General features: G+C 74.5%; 14 protein-coding genes. 1 reads left to right on the top strand and 13 read right to left on the bottom strand.

Annotated elements, in window-relative coordinates; all coding sequences use genetic code 11:
• Window positions 1-110: 110 nt before the first annotated feature.
• Both K1J50_RS04150 and K1J50_RS04145 read right to left on the bottom strand, forming a co-directional pair.
• The gene (locus K1J50_RS04150; RefSeq protein ID WP_220116170.1) at window positions 111-911 is read right to left on the bottom strand and encodes a Bug family tripartite tricarboxylate transporter substrate binding protein; all 801 of its coding nucleotides are present in this window, start codon (window positions 909-911) and stop codon (window positions 111-113) included.
• A 278-nt stretch (window positions 912-1,189) separates the two neighbouring features.
• Window positions 1,190-2,404 (bottom strand): amidohydrolase, encoded by a 1,215-nt coding sequence (locus K1J50_RS04145; protein WP_220116169.1) that lies wholly within the window; start codon window positions 2,402-2,404, stop codon window positions 1,190-1,192.
• Between the two features lie 294 nt (window positions 2,405-2,698).
• Between K1J50_RS04145 and K1J50_RS04140 the strand changes: the two genes are divergently transcribed.
• Window positions 2,699-4,306: an MFS transporter gene (locus tag K1J50_RS04140; protein WP_220116168.1), complete on the top strand. Its 1,608-nt coding sequence runs from the start codon at window positions 2,699-2,701 to the stop codon at window positions 4,304-4,306.
• 174 nt (window positions 4,307-4,480) lie between these two features.
• On the opposite strand, the gene K1J50_RS04135 is transcribed toward K1J50_RS04140, so the two are convergent.
• From K1J50_RS04135 to purH, 11 genes are all read right to left on the bottom strand, one after another.
• Window positions 4,481-5,260: an SDR family NAD(P)-dependent oxidoreductase gene (locus K1J50_RS04135; protein ID WP_220116167.1), complete on the bottom strand. Its 780-nt coding sequence runs from the start codon at window positions 5,258-5,260 to the stop codon at window positions 4,481-4,483.
• 449 nt (window positions 5,261-5,709) lie between these two features.
• The gene (locus K1J50_RS04130; protein WP_220116166.1) at window positions 5,710-7,266 is read right to left on the bottom strand and encodes a DegQ family serine endoprotease; all 1,557 of its coding nucleotides are present in this window, start codon (window positions 7,264-7,266) and stop codon (window positions 5,710-5,712) included.
• Between the two features lie 170 nt (window positions 7,267-7,436).
• Window positions 7,437-8,414 (bottom strand): Bug family tripartite tricarboxylate transporter substrate binding protein, encoded by a 978-nt coding sequence (locus tag K1J50_RS04125; RefSeq protein ID WP_220116165.1) that lies wholly within the window; start codon window positions 8,412-8,414, stop codon window positions 7,437-7,439.
• 170 nt (window positions 8,415-8,584) lie between these two features.
• Window positions 8,585-9,316 carry a DUF1194 domain-containing protein gene (locus tag K1J50_RS04120; RefSeq protein ID WP_220116164.1) on the bottom strand — a complete coding sequence of 244 codons (732 nt, stop codon included), beginning with the start codon at window positions 9,314-9,316 and terminating at the stop codon, window positions 8,585-8,587.
• 47 nt (window positions 9,317-9,363) lie between these two features.
• Complete coding sequence (locus tag K1J50_RS04115; protein WP_220116163.1) at window positions 9,364-9,615, bottom strand: SDR family oxidoreductase; 252 nt, start codon at window positions 9,613-9,615, stop codon at window positions 9,364-9,366.
• Window positions 9,612-10,100, bottom strand: coding sequence for an SDR family NAD(P)-dependent oxidoreductase (locus K1J50_RS04110; RefSeq protein ID WP_220116162.1), 489 nt, complete (start codon window positions 10,098-10,100; stop codon window positions 9,612-9,614). Before K1J50_RS04110 ends, K1J50_RS04115 begins: the two co-directional genes overlap by 4 nt.
• 60 nt (window positions 10,101-10,160) lie before the next feature.
• On the bottom strand, window positions 10,161-11,186 hold the full coding sequence (locus K1J50_RS04105; RefSeq protein ID WP_220116161.1) for an amino acid ABC transporter substrate-binding protein: 1,026 nt from the start codon (window positions 11,184-11,186) through the stop codon (window positions 10,161-10,163).
• Between the two features lie 14 nt (window positions 11,187-11,200).
• A complete protein-coding gene (locus tag K1J50_RS04100) occupies window positions 11,201-12,538 on the bottom strand; it encodes an aspartate aminotransferase family protein (RefSeq protein WP_220116160.1) in 1,338 nt (445 codons plus the stop codon).
• Window positions 12,539-12,720: 182 nt separating this feature from the next.
• Complete coding sequence (locus K1J50_RS04095) at window positions 12,721-13,974, bottom strand: NupC/NupG family nucleoside CNT transporter (RefSeq protein WP_220116159.1); 1,254 nt, start codon at window positions 13,972-13,974, stop codon at window positions 12,721-12,723.
• Window positions 13,975-13,992: 18 nt separating this feature from the next.
• Entirely contained in the window at window positions 13,993-15,549 is a 1,557-nt protein-coding gene (rmuC, locus tag K1J50_RS04090) for a DNA recombination protein RmuC (RefSeq protein ID WP_255574900.1), read from the bottom strand.
• Window positions 15,550-15,614: 65 nt separating this feature from the next.
• Window positions 15,615-17,192: a bifunctional phosphoribosylaminoimidazolecarboxamide formyltransferase/IMP cyclohydrolase gene (purH, locus tag K1J50_RS04085; RefSeq protein WP_220116158.1), complete on the bottom strand. Its 1,578-nt coding sequence runs from the start codon at window positions 17,190-17,192 to the stop codon at window positions 15,615-15,617.
• Window positions 17,193-17,201: the final 9 nt, after the last annotated feature.

Below are 17,201 nucleotides of genomic sequence, written 5' to 3'. Positions count from 1 at the left end.
CTGCCAACCAGCACCGGCCGAACCAGACACCCCGCAAGCAACCACAGACACGCCGACAAAGCAGAACGACAACGAAGCGACATCGGCCCCCTCCTCTTCGCGCGCGAGCGCTAGGCCGCAGCCCGCGGCGTCCGCGCCGGCGCGAACGGCCCCTGCCAGGAGGCCACCTCGAATCCCGGCAGGACCCCGCCGATCGAGGGGAGGTCGGGGAACAGCACGTGGAGCTGGCGCGTCGTGGCGCCGAGCGGCCGGATCTTCCCCTCGCGGATGTAGGGCAGCACCTCGATCAGCGGGTTGATCACGAGCTGCACCCGCCCGGCGATCAGGTCGAGCGCCGCCGGCGCCCCGCCGCGATAGGCGACGTGCGTCATCTCCAGCCCGGCCATGTGCGCGAGCAGCGCCCCGGCGATGTGCTGCGAGCTGCCCACCCCGGCCGAGCCGTAGCTGACCTTGCCCGGGTTGGCGCGCGCATAGGCGATGAACTCCTGCAGCGTGTTCGCCGGCACCGAGGGGTGGACGGCAGCCATGTTCGGCGAGAGCGCGACGATCGAGACCGCCGCGAAGTCGCGCAGCGGATCGTAGGAGAGGTTGGGGTGGATCGCCGGCGCCGCGGCCATCGGCGTGTTCGTCCCCATCAGCAGGGTGTAGCCGTCGGGGGCGCTGCGGGCGACGTACTCGGCGCCGATCGTCGCGCCTGCCCCGGTGCGGTTCTCCACCACCACCGACTGGCCGAGCGGCCCGCTGATCGCCTCGGCGACCAGCCGCGCCATGGTGTCGGTTGCTCCGCCCGGGGCGAAGGGCACGACGATGCGGATCGGCCGGTCCGGCTGCCACTGGCCTTGCTGCGCGCCGGCCGCGCGCGGGACCAGCGGCGTGGCGGCGAGCGCGGCGAGAAGGCTGCGTCGCTTCATGGTTCCTCCCTGGCGCGAACGGGGCGTTGGTGCCCTCTGCGTGACACCGCCCGGGCGTGGGCGGGCGGTGCCGGGCGAGCCTATCGCGCGCTGCGCCGCCCGCGCCAGCCTGGCGTGCGGGCGGCGGAGCGGTGCCCCAGGGGCGGCCGCCGCCGGTCGGGTCCGGCGCCGCGGAGGCGGGCCGGGAGGAGGGAGGGCCTGGCGGCCCGGCGATCGCGTCCGGCGTCCGCGCGCGATGCGGCGCGCGGGCGGGCGCGGCGCGGGGCGTCCGTCCGCGGTCAGGCGCCGGACGACGCGCCGCCCAGCTCCTGCCGCACCAGCGCGACCCAGTAGGCGACGCCGTGCGGCAGCGCCGCGTCGTTGAAGTCGTAGAGCGGCGAGTGCAGGTCGTGGCAGGCGCCGCCGCGCTCGGCGGCGGTGCCGTTGCCGAGGAACACGAAGGCGCCCGGCTTGGCCTGCAGCATGTAGGCGAAATCCTCGCCGCCGGTGACCGGCGGCACCTCCGCGTCCACCCTGTCGGCTCCGGCGACACGGCGGGCGGCGGCGAGCGCGGCCTCGGTCTGCGGGCCGTGGTTGACGAGCGGCGCCGTGCTCCACCACAGCGCCGTCTCCGCGCGCGCTCCCTGGGTCGCCGCGGAGAGCTCGGCCAGCTCGCGGATGCGCCGCTCCAGCAGCGCCTGCATCGGCGCGCTGAAGGCGCGCATCGTGCCGCCCAGCGCCAGTTCGGCCGGCATCACGTTGAGGGCCTCGGGCGAACCGCCGGCGATGTGGCCGACGCTGATGACCACCGACTCCAGCGCCGGCACGTTGCGGCTGACGATGCCCTGCAGCCCCTGGACGAAGAACGCCTGCGCCAGCGCGAGGTCGGTCGCGCGGTGCGGCGAGTTGCCGCCATGCCCGCCGGTGCCGCGGAAGGTCACCGTCCATCGCCCCGACGCGGCCATCATCGGCCCCGCGCGCGTCGCGAACCAGCCGACCGGGAGGCCCGGCAGGTTGTGCATCCCGTACACGGCGTCGCAGGGGAAGCGCTCGAACAGGCCGTCCTTCAGCATCGCCTGCGCGCCGCCCCGGCCTTCCTCGGCGGGCTGGAAGACGAAGTGCACGGTGCCGGCGAAGTCCGGGTCCTCGGCGAGCACCCGCGCGGCGCCGAGCAGCATGGCGGTGTGGCCGTCGTGGCCGCAGGCGTGCATGCGGCCGGGGCGGGTGGAGGCGTAGGGAAGGCCGGTGCGCTCGGTCAGCGCGAGGGCGTCCATGTCCGCGCGCAGCGCGATCGCGCCCCGCCCCGGCCGCCGCCCCCGCAGCGTGCCGACGACGCCGGTGCCGCCGACGCCCTCGACCGTCTCGATGCCCCAGCGGCGCAGCCGCTCGGCCACCAGCGCGGCGGTGCGCGTCTCCTCCATCCCCAGTTCGGGATGGGCGTGGATGTCGCGCCGCAGCGCGACGAGCTCCGGCAGATGCCGCTCGATCCTGCTCCTTGCCGTGATTCCGTCCATGCGCCGGGGGTCCGTTTGCTCCGTTCCGTCCGGGGCTTCCTACAGCGGCGGCGGCGGCTTGGCGACCGCCGCGCCTTCGGATGCGGGGCGGCGCGGACGGCCGCCCCGGGCGCATCGGCCGCCGGGTCGCTGGACGCGGGGAACGGCCGATGCCCAGATTGGCCCCCGCGCGCATCCGGCGCCTGGGCTTAGGCGCGCGGAGGACGGTTCGTCGCACAGCCCCGCGCGCGGTGCCGCCGCGGCGGCAGATGCGGTATGCGGCGGCGAGCGGAGGCGATGCGAGGGAGCGGGCAGGTGAGCGCAGAGACCGGGACGGGCGGAGCCGCGTCCGCCGGCGGAGCCGTGGCGGCAGCGGCGGCGCCCCGCCGCGGGCCGCTGGCGCCGCTCGCGATGCTGGGCCGGCGCACGGCGCCGCCGCTGCTGATCTACCTCGTCGCGGGCATGAGCGGCTTCGCGACGATCGCCGAGACCTTCTGGGTGCGGCGGAGCCTTGCCCTGTCGGCGGCGGACCTGCTCGCCCTCTCCGCCTGGCTCACCGTCCCCTGGACGCTGAAGATGGTGTTCGGGCACCTGGTGGACACCGTGCCGATCCTCGGCTCGCGGCGGCGCGCCTATGTGCTGATCGGCGCGCTGCTGCAGATCGGGGCCTCGCTCGGCCTCGCCGCCGCGGCGGCCGGCGTCACCGGCGGGGTGCCGGCGGAATCCGTGTACATCGCGGCTTCGCTCGCCGCGGTCGTCGGCCTCGTCGTGCAGGACTGCGTGGCGGACGCGCTGACCACCGAGGTGGTGGACCGCGTCGCGCCGGACGGCACCCCGCGCGATCCGGAGGCGGTGCAGGCCGAGCTCGGCGACGTGCAGGTGCTCGGCCGCGTCGCGACGATGGGCGGCGCCTTCGCGGTGGCGGGGGCCGGCGGCTGGGTGGCGGAGCTCCTGCCGACGCACGTCGTGTTCCTGATCGCCGCGGCGCTGCCGCTGCCCTCCCTCGCCGCCGCCGCGCTGCTGCGCGAGCCGCCCGCCGCGGGGCCGGGGAGGGAGCCGGCGGAGCGGCCCGACCCCCGCATCCTGCTCGGCGGGCTGGCCTTCGGGGCGGCGATGCTCGGCCTCGGTCTCGGCGCGCCGCCCTTCGCGCAGGAGATCGCCTTCCTGCTCACCCTCGGCGTGCTGGTCTGGCTGCTGCGGCTGATCGTGGCCGACGTGCCGCGGGAGACGAAGCGCGCCATGGCCGCCGCGGCGGCGGTGATCTTCGCCTATCGCGCCGCGCCGCCGGCAGGGCCCGGGCTGCAATGGTGGCAGATCGACGTGCTGGGCTACGACGAGGGCTTCTTCGGCACCCTGGCGCAGATCGGCACCGGGCTTTCGATCCTCGGCGCGCTGCTGCTCGGCGGGCGGATCGTGCGCTGGCCGCTCGGCGCGGTGCTGGCCGGGCTCGCCGTGCTGGGGGCGCTGTTCGCGCTGCCGACCATCGGCATGCTGTTCGGGCTGCACCACTGGACGGAGGCGCGGTTCGGCTTCGGCGCGCGCACCCTCGGCTTGGTGGACACCGCGCTCTCCGCCCCGCTCGCGCAGCTCGGCATGATCCCGATGCTGACGCTGATCGCGATGCACGCGCCGCCGGGGCGGCGCGCGACCTGGTTCGCGCTGATGGCCTCGCTGATGAACCTCGCGCTGCAGGCGGGGGCGATCCTGTCGCGCGGACTGAACGCGGTGTTCGTGGTGGAGCGCGGCGACTACGCGGCGCTGCCGGAGCTGGTCATCGCCGCGACGGTGCTGGGGGTCGCGCTGCCGCTCGCGGCGATCGGGCTGTTCGGCCGGTGGCTGCGTCCCGGCGCGATGCCGCCGCCGGGCGGCGGCCCGGTGCCGGCGAACGCCACGCCGGCGGGGGCGGCGGCGCCATCGGCATAGCGGGCTGCGCCCGCCATTGGGGCGCCAGGGGGAGCGGGCGAGGGCCGGAGGCGGACCGCGGCGAGCGGGCGGGCGGGCCTGCGGCGGATCTCCGGCCTCGGCCGTCCGCCACGGCGGCAAGCGCGCCGGCCCCGGGCGCCCTTGCCCCGCGCGCGGCGGCGGAGGCGGCGGGGCCTATGCCGTCGCGGCGCCGTCCACCGGCAGGGCGACGCCGGAGACGTAGGACGCCTCGTCCGAGAGGAGGAACAGGGCGGCGTTCGCCACCTCCTCCGGGCGGCCCGGACGGCCGAAGGGCACCTGGGAGGCGCGCCGCCGCACCAGGTCCTCGACGGTCTGCCCGGCCGGCGTCTGCTGGTCCGGCCGCTTGACGAAGACGCGCAGCATCGGCGTGTCGATCGGCCCGGGGCAGATCGCGTTCACCCGGATTCCCTCCGGCGCGAGGCGCTTGGCGAGCGACCTGACGAAGCCGACCACGCCGAACTTGGCCATCGAATAGACCGGGCTGTTCGGCGACCCGACCAGGCCGGAGGTCGAGGCGGTGTAGAGCAGGCTGCCGCCGCCGCGGGCGCGCAGATGCGGGATCGCCTCCGCGGTGGTGACCAGGACCGTGCGCAGGTTGAGGTCCAGGGCGAGGGCGAATTCCTCCATGTCCACGCCCTCGACCGCGGCCGGCCCCGGATGGCCGACATGGTTCCAGACGAAGTCGAGCCCGCCGAAGCGGGCGACGGTGCGGCGGACGATGTCGCGCGCGAAGCCGTCCTCGCGCAGGTCGCCGGCGAGGGCGAGCGCCTGGCCGCCGGCGGCCGCGATCGCGCCCGCCACCGCCTCCGCCGCCGCCGCGTCGAGGTCCACCACCGCGACCGAGGCGCCCTCGCGCGCGAAGCGCACGGCGCCGGCGCGGCCCATGCCGGAGCCCGCCGCGGTGACGATGCCGATCTTGCCGGCCAGTCTCATCGCGCCGCGCTCCGGGAGACCGCGCGCCGTGGCCGCCGCGCAATTCCCGGCGCCGTCGCGGCGCCGCGCCCATCTTCTCTCATGCTCGCTGCCCCTCCTGCCGTCCTTCCGTCGCGCCGCCGGTGGCGTCGCGCGCGCCACCCCCGCCTGGCCGGAGAGTGGCACGCGGATTCCCGAGGGTCCATCGCGTCCGGGCGGAGGCGGGCCCGCGCAGGCGGCCGCGCTCCGCCGCCAGGCTCCGGCGCCGGCGCGCGCCGCTGCCGTCCGCGCGGGGCGACTGGCGCGCGCCGGCCCGGCGCTGCGGCCCCGGACCGCGCGAGGTCGGTGCCGCCCCCTCCCGGCCCGCCCTGGGGATCCCGAGCCGGCCCTGCGGATCGGCGGCGTGCGCCGGAGCGGGCGGGCACCGCCGGGCGGCCTGTCCGCGACATGCCGCGCCGGCGGAGGCGCCGTCAGTTGCCGCTGCCGGCCTCGGCGGCGCGGAGGCGGTTCAGCGGCAGCGCGAGGAAGGCCCGGTTCTCGCCGCGCTGGATCTGCAGGGCCACCGCCGGACGACCGGCCTCGCGCGCGGCGTTCACCGCCTCCGCCACGTCCCGCGGGCTCTGCACGGCGCGGTCGCCGGCGCGCAGGATCACGTCGCCGGGCCGGAGGCCCCGCTCCTCGGCGACGCTGCCGGGCAGGACACGGACCACCTCGGCGCCGCCCTGGCCGGGCGGGACGCCGCGCCGCGGCGCGAGGAGCAGGCCGAGGGGGCCGGTGCTCTCGGCTTCCCGCCGATCGCGCGCCCTCTCGCCCGCGGCGGCGGCCTGCTGGCCCGGCGGCTCGCCCACGCCGACCTGCTGCTCGAGGCGCCTGCCGGCACGGACAATGGCGAGCGCGAGCGTCGAGCCCGGCTTCGCCGTGGCGACGGCATTGGCGAGGTCGCGCGGTCGCTCGACCGGCTGCCCGCCGGCCGCGACCACCACGTCGCCGGGCTGCAGCCCGGCGCGCGCGGCGGGAGAGCCCGGCTCCACCGCCGCGATCAGCGCGCCCTTCGCTTCCGGGAGGCCGAGCGCCTGGGCCAGATCGGCATCGAGGGGCTGCAGGGACACGCCGAGCCAGCCGCGCTCCACCCTTCCGTGGTCGCGCAGCTCCGCGACGATCCGGCGTGCGAGGTTGGACGGGACGGCGAAGCCGATGCCGATGTTGCCGCCGGAAGGCGAGAAGATCGCGGTGTTGATCCCCACCACCTCGCCGCGCGTGTTGAACAGCGGTCCGCCGGAATTGCCCGGGTTGATCGGCGCGTCGGTCTGGATGAAGTCGTCGTAGGGGCCGGCCCCGATCTGCCGCCCGCGCGCGGAGACGATGCCCGCCGTCGCCGTTTCGCCGAGGCCGAAGGGATTGCCCATGGCGAGCACCCACTCGCCCACGCGCAGCGCATCGCTGTCGCCGAAGGGGACGTGGGGAAGCGGCTCCCTCGCCTCGATCTTGAGCAGGGCGATGTCGGTCTGCGGGTCCGTGCCGACCACGCGCGCGGGAAGTTCGCGTCCGTCGTGTAGCTCCACCGTCACGCGCTCGGCATTGCCGACGACGTGATGGGCGGTGACGATGTGGCCCTGCGGATCGAGGAGGAAGCCCGAGCCGAGACCGAAGGTCCGGCGCCCGCGCGGCTGGGCCGGACCGTCCGGTCCGCCGCCGTCGCCGAAGAAGCGGCGCAGGAACTCCTCGAGCGGCGTGCCGCGCAGTTCCGGCGGAAGCTCTCCCATGCGCAGGGCCTCGGCGCGCCCGACGACGGAGATGCCGACGACGGCCGGGGTGACGCGCGCGGCGAGATCGGCGAAGTCCGCGGGACCGGCCGGGCGGGCGAGGGGCACCGCCAGGGGGCTGGAGGGCGGTGCGCCGGGCGCGGTCTGCGCAACCGCGCCGCCCGGCGGCGGGGCCGGGGCGAGGGTGGCGAACGCCACGGCGAGGGCGCCGGCCGTGCCGGCGAGGCGCGAGCGGCGGCGCGGGGAGGAAACGGTCTCTGCCATGCGGTCACCTCGTCGTTCTGCACGCCGCACGGGCTCGGGCTGCGTGGCCCGCCGGGCAAGGTCGCCTGCCCGCTGCGGCGCCCTTAAGGTGGGGAACCGAAGCGCCAGGAACAGTGGGAAACGGCGGCGACGGGCCGCGCCGGGCGCCCGACGGACCCTCCCCTCATTGGCTAGTTGGCGCGGATGTTGCCGGCCTGGATCACCTCGCGCCAGGTGCGGCGGTCATGCTCCACCCGCCGGGCGAAGGTCTCGGCATCCTCGAAGTGCGGGGTGAAGCCGGCATCCTGCAGGCGGCGGAGCAGGGCGGGATCGGCCATCGCCCGGCGCAGCGCCGCCTCCCAGCGCCGGATCGCCGCGGCCGGCGTGCCGCGGGGGACGCAAATGCCGAACCAGCCCGTCACCTCGAAGCCCGGCACGGTGTCGGCGATGCGCGGGAGGTCCGGGAACAGAGGGAAGCGGGACGGATCGCCCTGCGCCAGCAGCCGGAGCTCGCCGCCCTGGATCTGCCGCATCGCGTCGCCGAGATTGGTGATCATGAAATCGGTGCGCCCGCCGAGGATATCCACGATTGCCGGCGCCGCGCCGCGGTAGGGGACGTGCACGATGTCCACGCCCGCGAGGCGCTTGAGCAGCTCGCCCGAGAGATGTTGCGCCGAGCCGACGCCGGCGCTGGCGAAGGTGAGGCGGCCCGGCTGCGCGCGCGCCGCGGCGATCAGGTCGGCGACGCTGCGGTAGGGGCTGTCGGCCTTCACGATCAGGCCGTAGGAGGAGAGGGCGAGATTGGCCACCGGCACGAGCTCGAGCCCGGGATCGAGCGGCAGGGTGGCGCCCTGGAGCTGCGGCGCGATCGTCAGCGTGCCCATCGGGCACTGGAAGGCGGTGTGGCCGTCGGCGCCGGCGCGCACGGTCTCCGCGGCGCCGATCGCGCCGTTCGCGCCGGTGCGGTTCTCCACCACGATGCGCTGGCCGAGGAGCGGTGCGGCCGCCTCGGCGATCAGGCGGGAGATCAGGTCGCTCGCGCCGCCCGCCGCGAAGCCGCTGATCAGGCGCAGCGGGCGCTCGGGGAACTCGGCCCGCGCGGCGGGCGGCGCGCCGCCGAGCGCGGCCAGCGCGAGGGCGGCGGCCAGGATGATGCGGCGCTTGGGCATGGATCGTCCCTCCCCGACGGTTTTGCCCGATCCTAGAGCCGATCGCGGACGGCGGGAAACGGCCGGGAGCGCGGATCGGCCCGACCCGCGAAGAGGCGGGAGACGTCGCCGCGCGCCCGGCCGGGGCGGAAACGGCTCGCGCCCGCCCGCCGGGGAGCCACCGCGCCGGGTCAGGGGACGACCGCTCCCGCCGCGCCGCCGCGCGCCGCGATCTCGCGCAGCAGCTTGCGCCGCACCGCGCGGCCGAAGCTGTCGAAATCCTCGGCCGCGACGAGGAAGGCGCCGGGGCCGCCGATCACCCGCTCGCGGAAGTAGTCGGCGAGCGCCGGGCCGACGCCGAGCGGCGGGCGGTCGTTCAGGATCGGCAGGCCGTTGATGGTGATGCCTTCGGCGACCGCGGCATCGCGCGCCTCCTCGACCGGCGGACCGCTGTTGTTGACCCCGTCGCCGGAGACGTCGATCACCTTGCGCGTCGCCTCCCACGGCAGCGCGGCGAGGACCGCGCGGGAGAAGGCGATGCCGCCTGCGATCGAGGTGCGCCGTTCCGCCACGCGCGGCGCGCGCGCCAGCGCCTCCGCCCAGGCCTCGGCGTCGGCCTCGCCGGCGATGCGGGTCCAGGGGATGACCAGCCGCTGGTACTCGATCCCCGCCCACTCGACATAGGCGAGGGCGACCGCGCCGATCATGCCGCCGCGGATCGCGGCGACGATGCGGGGATCGCTCACCGCGCGGCGGTAGCCCTCGCGCTGCAGCCGCGCCTCGTCCTCGTCGATCGAGCGGGAGACGTCCACGGCGAGCACGATGGCGACGTCCACCGCCTCCTCCGCGGCGCCGCCGCGGGCGGGCGCGCCGAGCGCGAGGGCGGCGGCGCCCGTCGCGGCGAGAACGCTTCTGCGACGCATCGCAGGTCCTCCCATCGCGGGGCGCGCGCCCTCCCCGGGCTATCCCGCTACAGCGCGGCGCCCCCGTCAATCGCCACCTCGGCCCCGGTCATGTAGGCGCTGTCGTCGGGGAGCAGGAACAGCACCAGCTTCGCCACCTCCTCCGCCGTGCCCATGCGCCTCATCGGCACCCGCTCCACCCGGGCGCGGTTCTGCTCCGGCGTGCGCACCTTCAGCATCTCGGTGTCGATCGGCCCGGGATGGACCGAGTTCACGCGGATGCCGCGCGGCGCGAGGTCGAGCGCGGCGGCCTTGGTCATGCCGCGCAGCGCACATTCGTCGCGCTGCAGGCGATGGCGCCGGGCGAGCCGCGCAGCCCGGCGACGGAGGAGATGTTCACGATCGCGCCGCCGCCCGCGCGCTCCATCGCCGGCACCACCGCCTTCGTGCCGAGGAAGCAGCCGAGCTGGTTGACCCGCATGTGGCGCTCGAACAGGGCGGCGTCGGTCTCCATCAGCGTCTTCGGCACGTAGATGCCGGCGTTGTTCACGAGGCCGTGCAGCGCGCCGAAGGTCCCGACGGCTGCGGCGACGGCGCGGGCCCAGTCGGCCTTCTCGGTCACGTCCAGACGGAGGAACAGGGCGGAAGAGGGGCCGAGCTCGGCGGCCAGCGCCTGGCCCTCCGTCTCCCGCAGGTCGCCGAGCACGACCTTGCCGCCCTCGGCGACGAGCAGGCGCGCCTCGGCCGCGCCCTGGCCGCGCGCGCCGCCGGAGATCAGCACCACCTTGCCGTCGAAGCGCGCCATCCGGTCCCTCCCCTGCGCGGCTCCCCGGGAACGCCGGCCTGCCGCCGGCAGCCACGCCACTCAGCGCATCGGCAGCGCGTACATCAGCCCGCCCTGGGTCCACAGCCCGTTCAGGCCGCGCCGGAGCTTGAGCGGGCTCGCCTGCCCGACGTTGCGCTCGAAGATCTCGCCGTAGTTGCCGACCGCGCGGATCGCGTGCAGCGCCCAGCGGTTGTCGAGGCCGAGATGGCGGCCGAATTCGCCGCTGCTGCCGAGCAGGCGCTGCACCGTGGGGTTGGGGCTCTCGCGCGCTAGCCGCTCGGCGTTGGCCTGGGTGACGCCGTATTCCTCCGCCTCGACCAGCGCGTGGTGCAGCCAGGCGACGACCTTCGACCACTGCTCGTCGCCGCTGCGCGTGAAGGGGCCGAGCGGCTCCTTGCTGATCGTCTCCTCCAGCACCGCGTAGTCCGCCGGGTTGGGCGCGACCGTGGCGAGCGCCCCGGCGAGCGCCGAGGAGTCCTGGGTCATCGCGTCGCAGCGGCCGGCGAAGAAGGCCTGGTACATGGTGTCTATGCGCTCGAACACCACCGGCTGGAAGCGCATGTTGCGCGCCCGGAAGACGTCGGCGAGGTTGAGCTCGTGCGTCGTTCCCTGGGCGACGCAGATGGTGGCGCCGTTCAGGTCCTGCACGCGACGCACATTGGCGTCGCGCCGCACCGCGAAGCCCTGGCCGTCGTAGAAATTCACCGGTCCCTGGTTGAGGCCGAGCGAGGTGTCGCGCAGGAAGGTCTGCGTGCTGTTGCGGTAGAGCACGTCGATCTCGCCCGACTGCAGCGCGGCGAAGCGCGCCTGCGCGGTGAGCGGGACGAAGCGCACCCTGGCCGGGTCGCCGAAGATCGCGGCGGCGAGGGCGCGGCAGTAGTCGGCGTCGAGGCCGCGCATCTCGCCGCGGCTGTCGGGCGCGGAGAAGCCGGCGAAGCCCTGGCTGACGCCGCAGACGAGCTGGCCGCGCTGGCGCACCGTGTTGAGGGTCTGCGCCGAGGCGGCGCTGGCGATGCCGCCCGCGAGCAGCGCGCAGGCGAGGGCTAGGCGGCGAAGCAGGCGCATGGGCTGTCCTCTCCTCAGGCGGGCAGGCCGGCGCAGGCGGCTTCCACCGCGGCGCCGAACCGCTCGACGATCGTGTCGATCTGCGCGGCGGTGACGATGTAGGGCGGCGCGAGGATCACGTGATCGCCGCGCCGGCCGTCGATCGTGCCGCCCATCGGGTAGCAGGCGAGGCCGCGGGCGTAGGCCTCCCTCTTGACGCGCTCGTTCACCTTCAGCGCCGGGTCGAAGGCCTCCTTGCCGGCGCGGTCCCGCACCAGCTCCACCGCCCAGAACAGGCCGCGGCCGCGGATGTCGCCGACATGGCGGTGGTTGCCGAGGCGTTCGGTCAGCCGCTCCTCCAACCGCTTGCCCATGCGCCTGACGTTCTCGAGCAGGTTCTCCTCGCGGATCACCTCCTGCACCGCCACGGCGGCGGCGCAGGCCACCGGGTGCGCCTGGTAGGTATGGCCGTGCATGAAGGCGCCGCTGCCCGCGGCGAGCCCCTCGATCACGCGGCCGGAGACGAGGATGCCGCCGATCGGCTGGTAGCCGCCGCCGAGCCCCTTCGCCACCACCTGGATGTCGGGCGCGATGCCCTCCTGCTCCCAGGCGTGCAGGGTGCCGCAGCGGCCGACGCCGCTCATCACCTCGTCGAGGATCAGCAGCGCGCCGTGGCGGTCGCAGATCTCGCGCACTGCCTTGAAGTAGCCGGGCAGGGCGGCGACGCAGCCGAGCGTCGCGCCGACCACCGTCTCGGCGATGAAGGCGATGACGGTGTCGGGGCCGAGGCGCTGGAACTCCGCCTCCAGCTCGGCGGCGAGGCGGGCGACGTACTGCTCGTCCGACTCGTCGTCGCGCCGGTCGCGATAGGCGTAGCAGGGCGAGACGTGGCTGAAGGCGTCGGAGAGGATCGGCAGGTAGGGCTTGCGGCGCATCGCGTTGCCGCCGGCGGCGAGCGCGCCGAGGGTGTTGCCGTGGTAGCTCTGGCGCCGGGCGATGAACCTCGTGCGCTGCGGCTGGCCGATCTCGAGGAAGTACTGCCGCGCCATCTTCAGCGCCGCCTCGTTCCCCTCCGAGCCCGAGGAGCAGAAATAGGCGTGGGTCAGGCCGCCGGGGGCGTGACCGACCATGATGTCGGCGAGCCGCTCGGCGCTCTCGCAGGAGAAGAAGGCGGTGTGGGCGTAGCAGAGCTTCTCCATCTGCGCCTGCATCGCCGCCAGCACCTTCGGGTGGGCGTGGCCGAGGCAGGCGACGGCGGCGCCGCCGGAGCCGTCTATGACCTCGCGACCCTCGGCGTCGTAGAGGTAGATCCCCTTGCCGGCGACGGCGAGGGGCGGCGTGCTGCGCAGACTGCGGTGGACCAGGTGGCTCATGGCGGGCGGCATCCCCGGATGGCGTGGCCGCCAGGGTTCCACGGACGGGGGTGCGAGGCAACCGCGCCCCGCCGCCTGCCTCGGCTCCGCGGCAGCCAGGCGAAGGCGCGGCGCCGCGCCGGGGCGGTGCATCCGGTGCGGGGCGTCGGCGGATCGGCGCGGCGTCCCCGTGTGGCCCCTGCTCAGGGCGGGGTCAGCAGCCCCGCCACCGCGCCCGTCATGCAGCAGGCGATCGAGGCCGAGACCAGCGCGGGCAGGCCGAGCGCCACGATCTCGGCCCGCCGTTCCGGGCACATCGCCGTCATGCCCCCGACCATGATCCCGACCGAGCCGAAATTGGTGAAGCCGCACAGCGCGTAGGCGAGGACGAGGCGCGAACGCTCGCTGAGACCGGCGCCGCCCGACTGGGCGAGGTCGAGATAGGCGACGAACTCGTTGATCACGACCTTGACGCCGAGCGCGCGGGCGACCGCGCCCGCCTCCTCCGCCGGCACCCCCATCGCGAAGGCGAGCGGCCAGAAGATCCAGCCGGCGAGGCGCTGCAAGGTCATTCCGGTGAGCGGCTCGAGCGCCTGGTTGACCAGCGCGACCAGCGCGACGAAGACGATCAGCGCCGCCATGATGCCAAGCAGCAGCGAAAGGCCGTCGCCGGTGCCGCGCACCACCGCCTCCATGGTGGAATCGTAGAGGCGCGGGGCGCGGACCTCCTCCGCGGCCGGCGTCGCTGCCGCCTCGCCGGGCGCGGGAGGGATCATCAGCAGCGCGACGAGCACGGCGGCGGGGGCGGAGACCAGGCTGGCGGTGAGGAGCTGGCCGGCGGCGTCGGGCACCACCGGCGCGAGGAGGGCGGCGTACACCACCAGCGTGTTGCCGCTGATGGTGGCGAGCCCCGCGGTCATCACCGCGAACAGCTCGGCGCGCGAGAGGCGCACGAGCCAGGGGCGGATCAGCAGCGGCGCCTCGACCATGCCGACGAAGACGTTGGCCGCGACGGAGAAGCCGCAGGCGCCGCCGATGCCGAAGGCGCGGCGCAGCCCGCGCGCCAGGAAGGCCACCACCACGGGCAGCACGCGCCAGTGGTAGAGCACGGCGGAGAGGGCGCCGACGACGAGCACCAGCGGCAGGGCCTGGAAGAACAGGATGAAGCTCGCGCCCGGCCGGATCTCGGCGAAGGGCAGCGGCGCCCCGCCGAGATAGCCGAAGACGAGGCTGGTGCCGGCGACGGTGGCGCGGCTGAGCGCCTCCACCGCGCGGGCGGCGAGGGCGAAGGCGGCGCGGAACGGCGGCAGGTGCAGCATCAGCGCGGCGAGCAGGACCTGCAGGCCGAGCCCGGCGGCGACGACGCGCCAGGCGACGCCGCGCCGGAAGCCGCCGAGCGCCCAGGCGAGGGCGGCGAGGGCGAGGAAGCCCGCGGCGGACTGGAGTTGAAGGACCACCCTTCGCCAGCCCGGGCTTCACCCCCCCGCTACTTCGTCCTCTAGCGCCTCCTCACCTGGTTCGAGCTCGGCGCCGATCGCGAGGATCTCGTCCACGCGGTCGAGGGGCACTGCCTCGATACCCTTGAGCTTCCGCGCAACGGCACGCGTGCGAACCTTGGCTTTCTCGATTGTGCTGCCGACCGTGCCCACCTGCTTCGCCAAGGTTCCGAGCACCTTGTCCATCTTTTCCATCTCGGTCTTGGTGGCGCCGAGGAGTTCGCGTACCAGATCGGCCTTCTGATTCAGCGCCAGGGTCACGTGCCCGAGCTGGATAGTGCGAAGCATCGCCGGCAGCAGGCTCGGGCCGAGAATGAGGACGCGGTGTACCCTGCCTAGCTCCTCCAGGAGCCCGTTCACCCTCGCCACCTCGGCGTAGAGGCCTTCAGTCGGCAGATAGAGCACGGCGAACTCTACCGTGCGTGGTGGATGGATGTATTTCGCCGCGATCTTCGCCGCCTCCTCGCGCACACGGCGTTGCAGGGCGTTGCGGGCGCGCGCCTCGCCTTCGGCGTCGCCGCATTCGGATGCTGTGAGGAGACGTTCGTAGTCCTCGGTCGGAAACTTCGCATCGATGGGAAGATAGACCCGTTCCCCGCCCTGCGACGGCATCAGTACGGCGAACTCTACCGCCTCCTGGCTGTCGTCCTTCAGGCGCACGTTCGTCTCGTAGCCGCCGGGAGGGAGGATGTCGTCAAGCAGGGCCTTGACTTGCGCCTCGGCCCAGCCGCCGCGAGTCTTCACGTTGGAGAAGATCCGCTTGATGTCGCCGATCTGGGACGTGACCTGCTGCACGTCGCCCATCGCCTTCTGGACCGCTGCGAACTGGTCGATTACGCGGTTGAAGCTCTCGTTCATCTGCTTCTCGACCGCGCTGTGCAGCTGCTCGTTCACAGCCCTCTGGATCTCCGCCAGACGTGCGTCGTTCGCCTCCCGTATTTCCTTGAGGCGCAGATCCACAAGGCTGCGTGTCTCCTCGCTCTTCCGGTCGATCAGGTCGCGCGCTTCCTTCATCTCGCGCGCTATTCCCTGCTCGATCTTCGCTTGTCCCTCGACCAGGGTGGTCTTGACGGTCTCGACCGCACGATTGAGGTCCCCGACACCTTGCATGACATCGCGGCGCAGCGCGGCGGCCCGGTCGGCGAGTTGCATCCGCTGCTCCTCGAATGCCCTGGAGATCGACTCCTCCGAAGCCCGGACCGTGGCCTGGGTGGCCTTCGCGTCGTCGGCGAGCCGGTCCGAAAGGCGGTTCTCCATGGTCCCCAGCCGTTCGGCCTGCTCAGTGGCGGCCCTGCCGAGCGCCTTCGTCTGGTCGAGCATGGCCGCATTCAGGCGCTCCGCTACATCGGATAGGCGCCGCTCCATGAGGCGCTCGATATCGGCCAAATGCCCGGCTTGGCGCTCCTGCAGAATCATCAGCGAGTCCACTTTGGTGGCCAGTGCGCTGACAGCCCCGTCGTCGCGCGACCGCCGGGCAATAAGGAAGACGGCGGCAACGGTCAGCAGGCCCAGTACGATCTGGGCTGCGAGCAGCATTGCTGCGTCCGATCCCATCTTCGGCCCCTCCCTCCGGGGCCGTCGCGAATCGGCCGCCGGACGTTTTAGTGCCGAAAGTGTCGCATATTCGTAAAGACCATCGCCAGCCCCGCCGCGTCCGCCGCCGCGATCACCTCGGCGTCGCGGATCGAGCCCCCCGGCTGGATCACCGCCGTGGCACCCGCCGCGGCCGCGGCGAGCAGCCCGTCGGGGAAGGGGAAGAAGGCGTCGGAGGCGACCACCGAGCCCGTCGTCAGCGGCTCCGCGAGGCCGGCGGCCTTCGCCGCCTCCTCGGCCTTCCAGGCGGCGATGCGCGCAGCATCCACGCGGCTCATCTGCCCCGCGCCGATGCCGACGGTCGCGCCGCCCTTGGCATAGACGATGGCGTTGGACTTGACGTGCTTGCAGACGCGGAAGGCGAACAGCAGGTCGGCGAGCTCGGCGGCGGTGGGCGCGCGCTTCGTCACCACCTTGAGGTCGGCCTCCGTCACGCGCCCGGCGTCGCGCGACTGGGCGAGGAAGCCGCCGGCGACGCTGCGGAGGATCGTGCCCGGCGCGGCCGGGTCGGGCAGGCCGCCGGTCAGCAGCAGGCGCAGGTTCTTCCTGCGCGCGAACACCGCTCGCGCCGCCGCGTCGGCGTCGGGGGCGACGACCACCTCGGTGAAGATGGCGCTGATCTTCTCCGCCGCCCGCGCGTCGAGCGGCCGGTTGGCGGCGACGATGCCGCCGAAGGCGGAGACGGGATCGCAGCGCAGCGCCAGATCCCAGGCGGCGGCGAGGTCGTCCGCGACCGCCACGCCGCAGGGATTGGCGTGCTTGACGATGACGATCGCCGGGCGATCGAACTCGGCGACGCATTCGAAGGCCGCGTCGGTGTCGTTGAGGTTGTTGTAGGAGAGCTCCTTGCCCTGCACCTGCACCGCCGTCGCCACGCCGGGGCGGTCCGTGCCGTCGGCGTAGAAGGCGGCGCGCTGGTGCGGGTTCTCGCCGTAGCGCAGCGTCTGGCGCCGCGTGCCGGCGAGGACGAGGCGCTGCGGGAACTCCTCGCCCTCCTGCCGCGCGAACCAGGCGGCGATCGCCGCGTCGTAGGCCGCGGTGCGCGCATAGGCCGCGGCGGCGAGGCGGCGGCGCAGCGCGAGCGTGGTGCCGCCCCGGGCCTCGATCTCGGCGCGCACCAGGTCGAACTGCGCGGGCTCGGTCAGCACCGCGACGTGGGCGTGGTTCTTGGCGGCGCTCCTGATCATCGCCGGGCCGCCGATGTCGATGTTCTCGATGCAGTCCGCGAAGGCGGCGCCGCGCGCGACCGTCGCCTCGAACGGGTAGAGGTTGACCGCGACGAGGTCGATCGGCGCGATGCCGTGCGCCGCCATCTGCGCGCGGTGCTCGGGGAGGTCGCGCCGGCCGAGCAGGCCGCCATGCACCTGCGGCACCAGCGTCTTGACCCGGCCGTCGAGGATCTCCGGGAAGCCGGTGTGCTCGGAGACGTCCTTCACCGGCACGCCCGCCTCGCGCAGCGCGCGGGCGGTGCCGCCGGTGGACAGGATCTCGACCCCGCGCGCGGCGAGGAAGCGCCCGAACTCGACGAGCCCCGTCTTGTCGGAGACGGAGAGCAGGGCGCGGCGGACGGGAACGACATCGGTCATGGCGGGCTT

It is taken from the genome of Caldovatus aquaticus (assembly GCF_019458025.1).
GTDB classification, from domain to species: Bacteria; Pseudomonadota; Alphaproteobacteria; order Acetobacterales; family Acetobacteraceae; genus Caldovatus; species Caldovatus aquaticus.
Note: the sequence above shows the minus strand (reverse complement) of the source record. Positions and strands in the feature narration are given on the sequence as shown.

Excerpts from the sequence above, each read along its gene's own strand:
- K1J50_RS04135 (WP_220116167.1), bottom strand. The coding sequence starts at position 5,260 with ATGAGACTGGCCGGCAAGATCGGCATCGTCACCGCGGCGGGCTCCGGC.
- K1J50_RS04145 (WP_220116169.1), bottom strand. The coding sequence starts at position 2,404 with ATGGACGGAATCACGGCAAGGAGCAGGATCGAGCGGCATCTGCCGGAG.
- K1J50_RS04105 (WP_220116161.1), bottom strand. The coding sequence starts at position 11,186 with ATGCGCCTGCTTCGCCGCCTAGCCCTCGCCTGCGCGCTGCTCGCGGGC.
- K1J50_RS04120 (WP_220116164.1), bottom strand. The coding sequence starts at position 9,316 with ATGCGTCGCAGAAGCGTTCTCGCCGCGACGGGCGCCGCCGCCCTCGCG.
- K1J50_RS04115 (WP_220116163.1), bottom strand. The coding sequence starts at position 9,615 with ATGACCAAGGCCGCCGCGCTCGACCTCGCGCCGCGCGGCATCCGCGTG.
- K1J50_RS04130 (WP_220116166.1), bottom strand. The coding sequence starts at position 7,266 with ATGGCAGAGACCGTTTCCTCCCCGCGCCGCCGCTCGCGCCTCGCCGGC.
- K1J50_RS04110 (WP_220116162.1), bottom strand. The coding sequence starts at position 10,100 with ATGGCGCGCTTCGACGGCAAGGTGGTGCTGATCTCCGGCGGCGCGCGC.
- K1J50_RS04125 (WP_220116165.1), bottom strand. The coding sequence starts at position 8,414 with ATGCCCAAGCGCCGCATCATCCTGGCCGCCGCCCTCGCGCTGGCCGCG.
- K1J50_RS04100 (WP_220116160.1), bottom strand. The coding sequence starts at position 12,538 with ATGAGCCACCTGGTCCACCGCAGTCTGCGCAGCACGCCGCCCCTCGCC.
- K1J50_RS04150 (WP_220116170.1), bottom strand. The coding sequence starts at position 911 with ATGAAGCGACGCAGCCTTCTCGCCGCGCTCGCCGCCACGCCGCTGGTC.
- rmuC (WP_255574900.1), bottom strand. The coding sequence starts at position 15,549 with ATGCTGCTCGCAGCCCAGATCGTACTGGGCCTGCTGACCGTTGCCGCC.
- purH (WP_220116158.1), bottom strand. The coding sequence starts at position 17,192 with ATGACCGATGTCGTTCCCGTCCGCCGCGCCCTGCTCTCCGTCTCCGAC.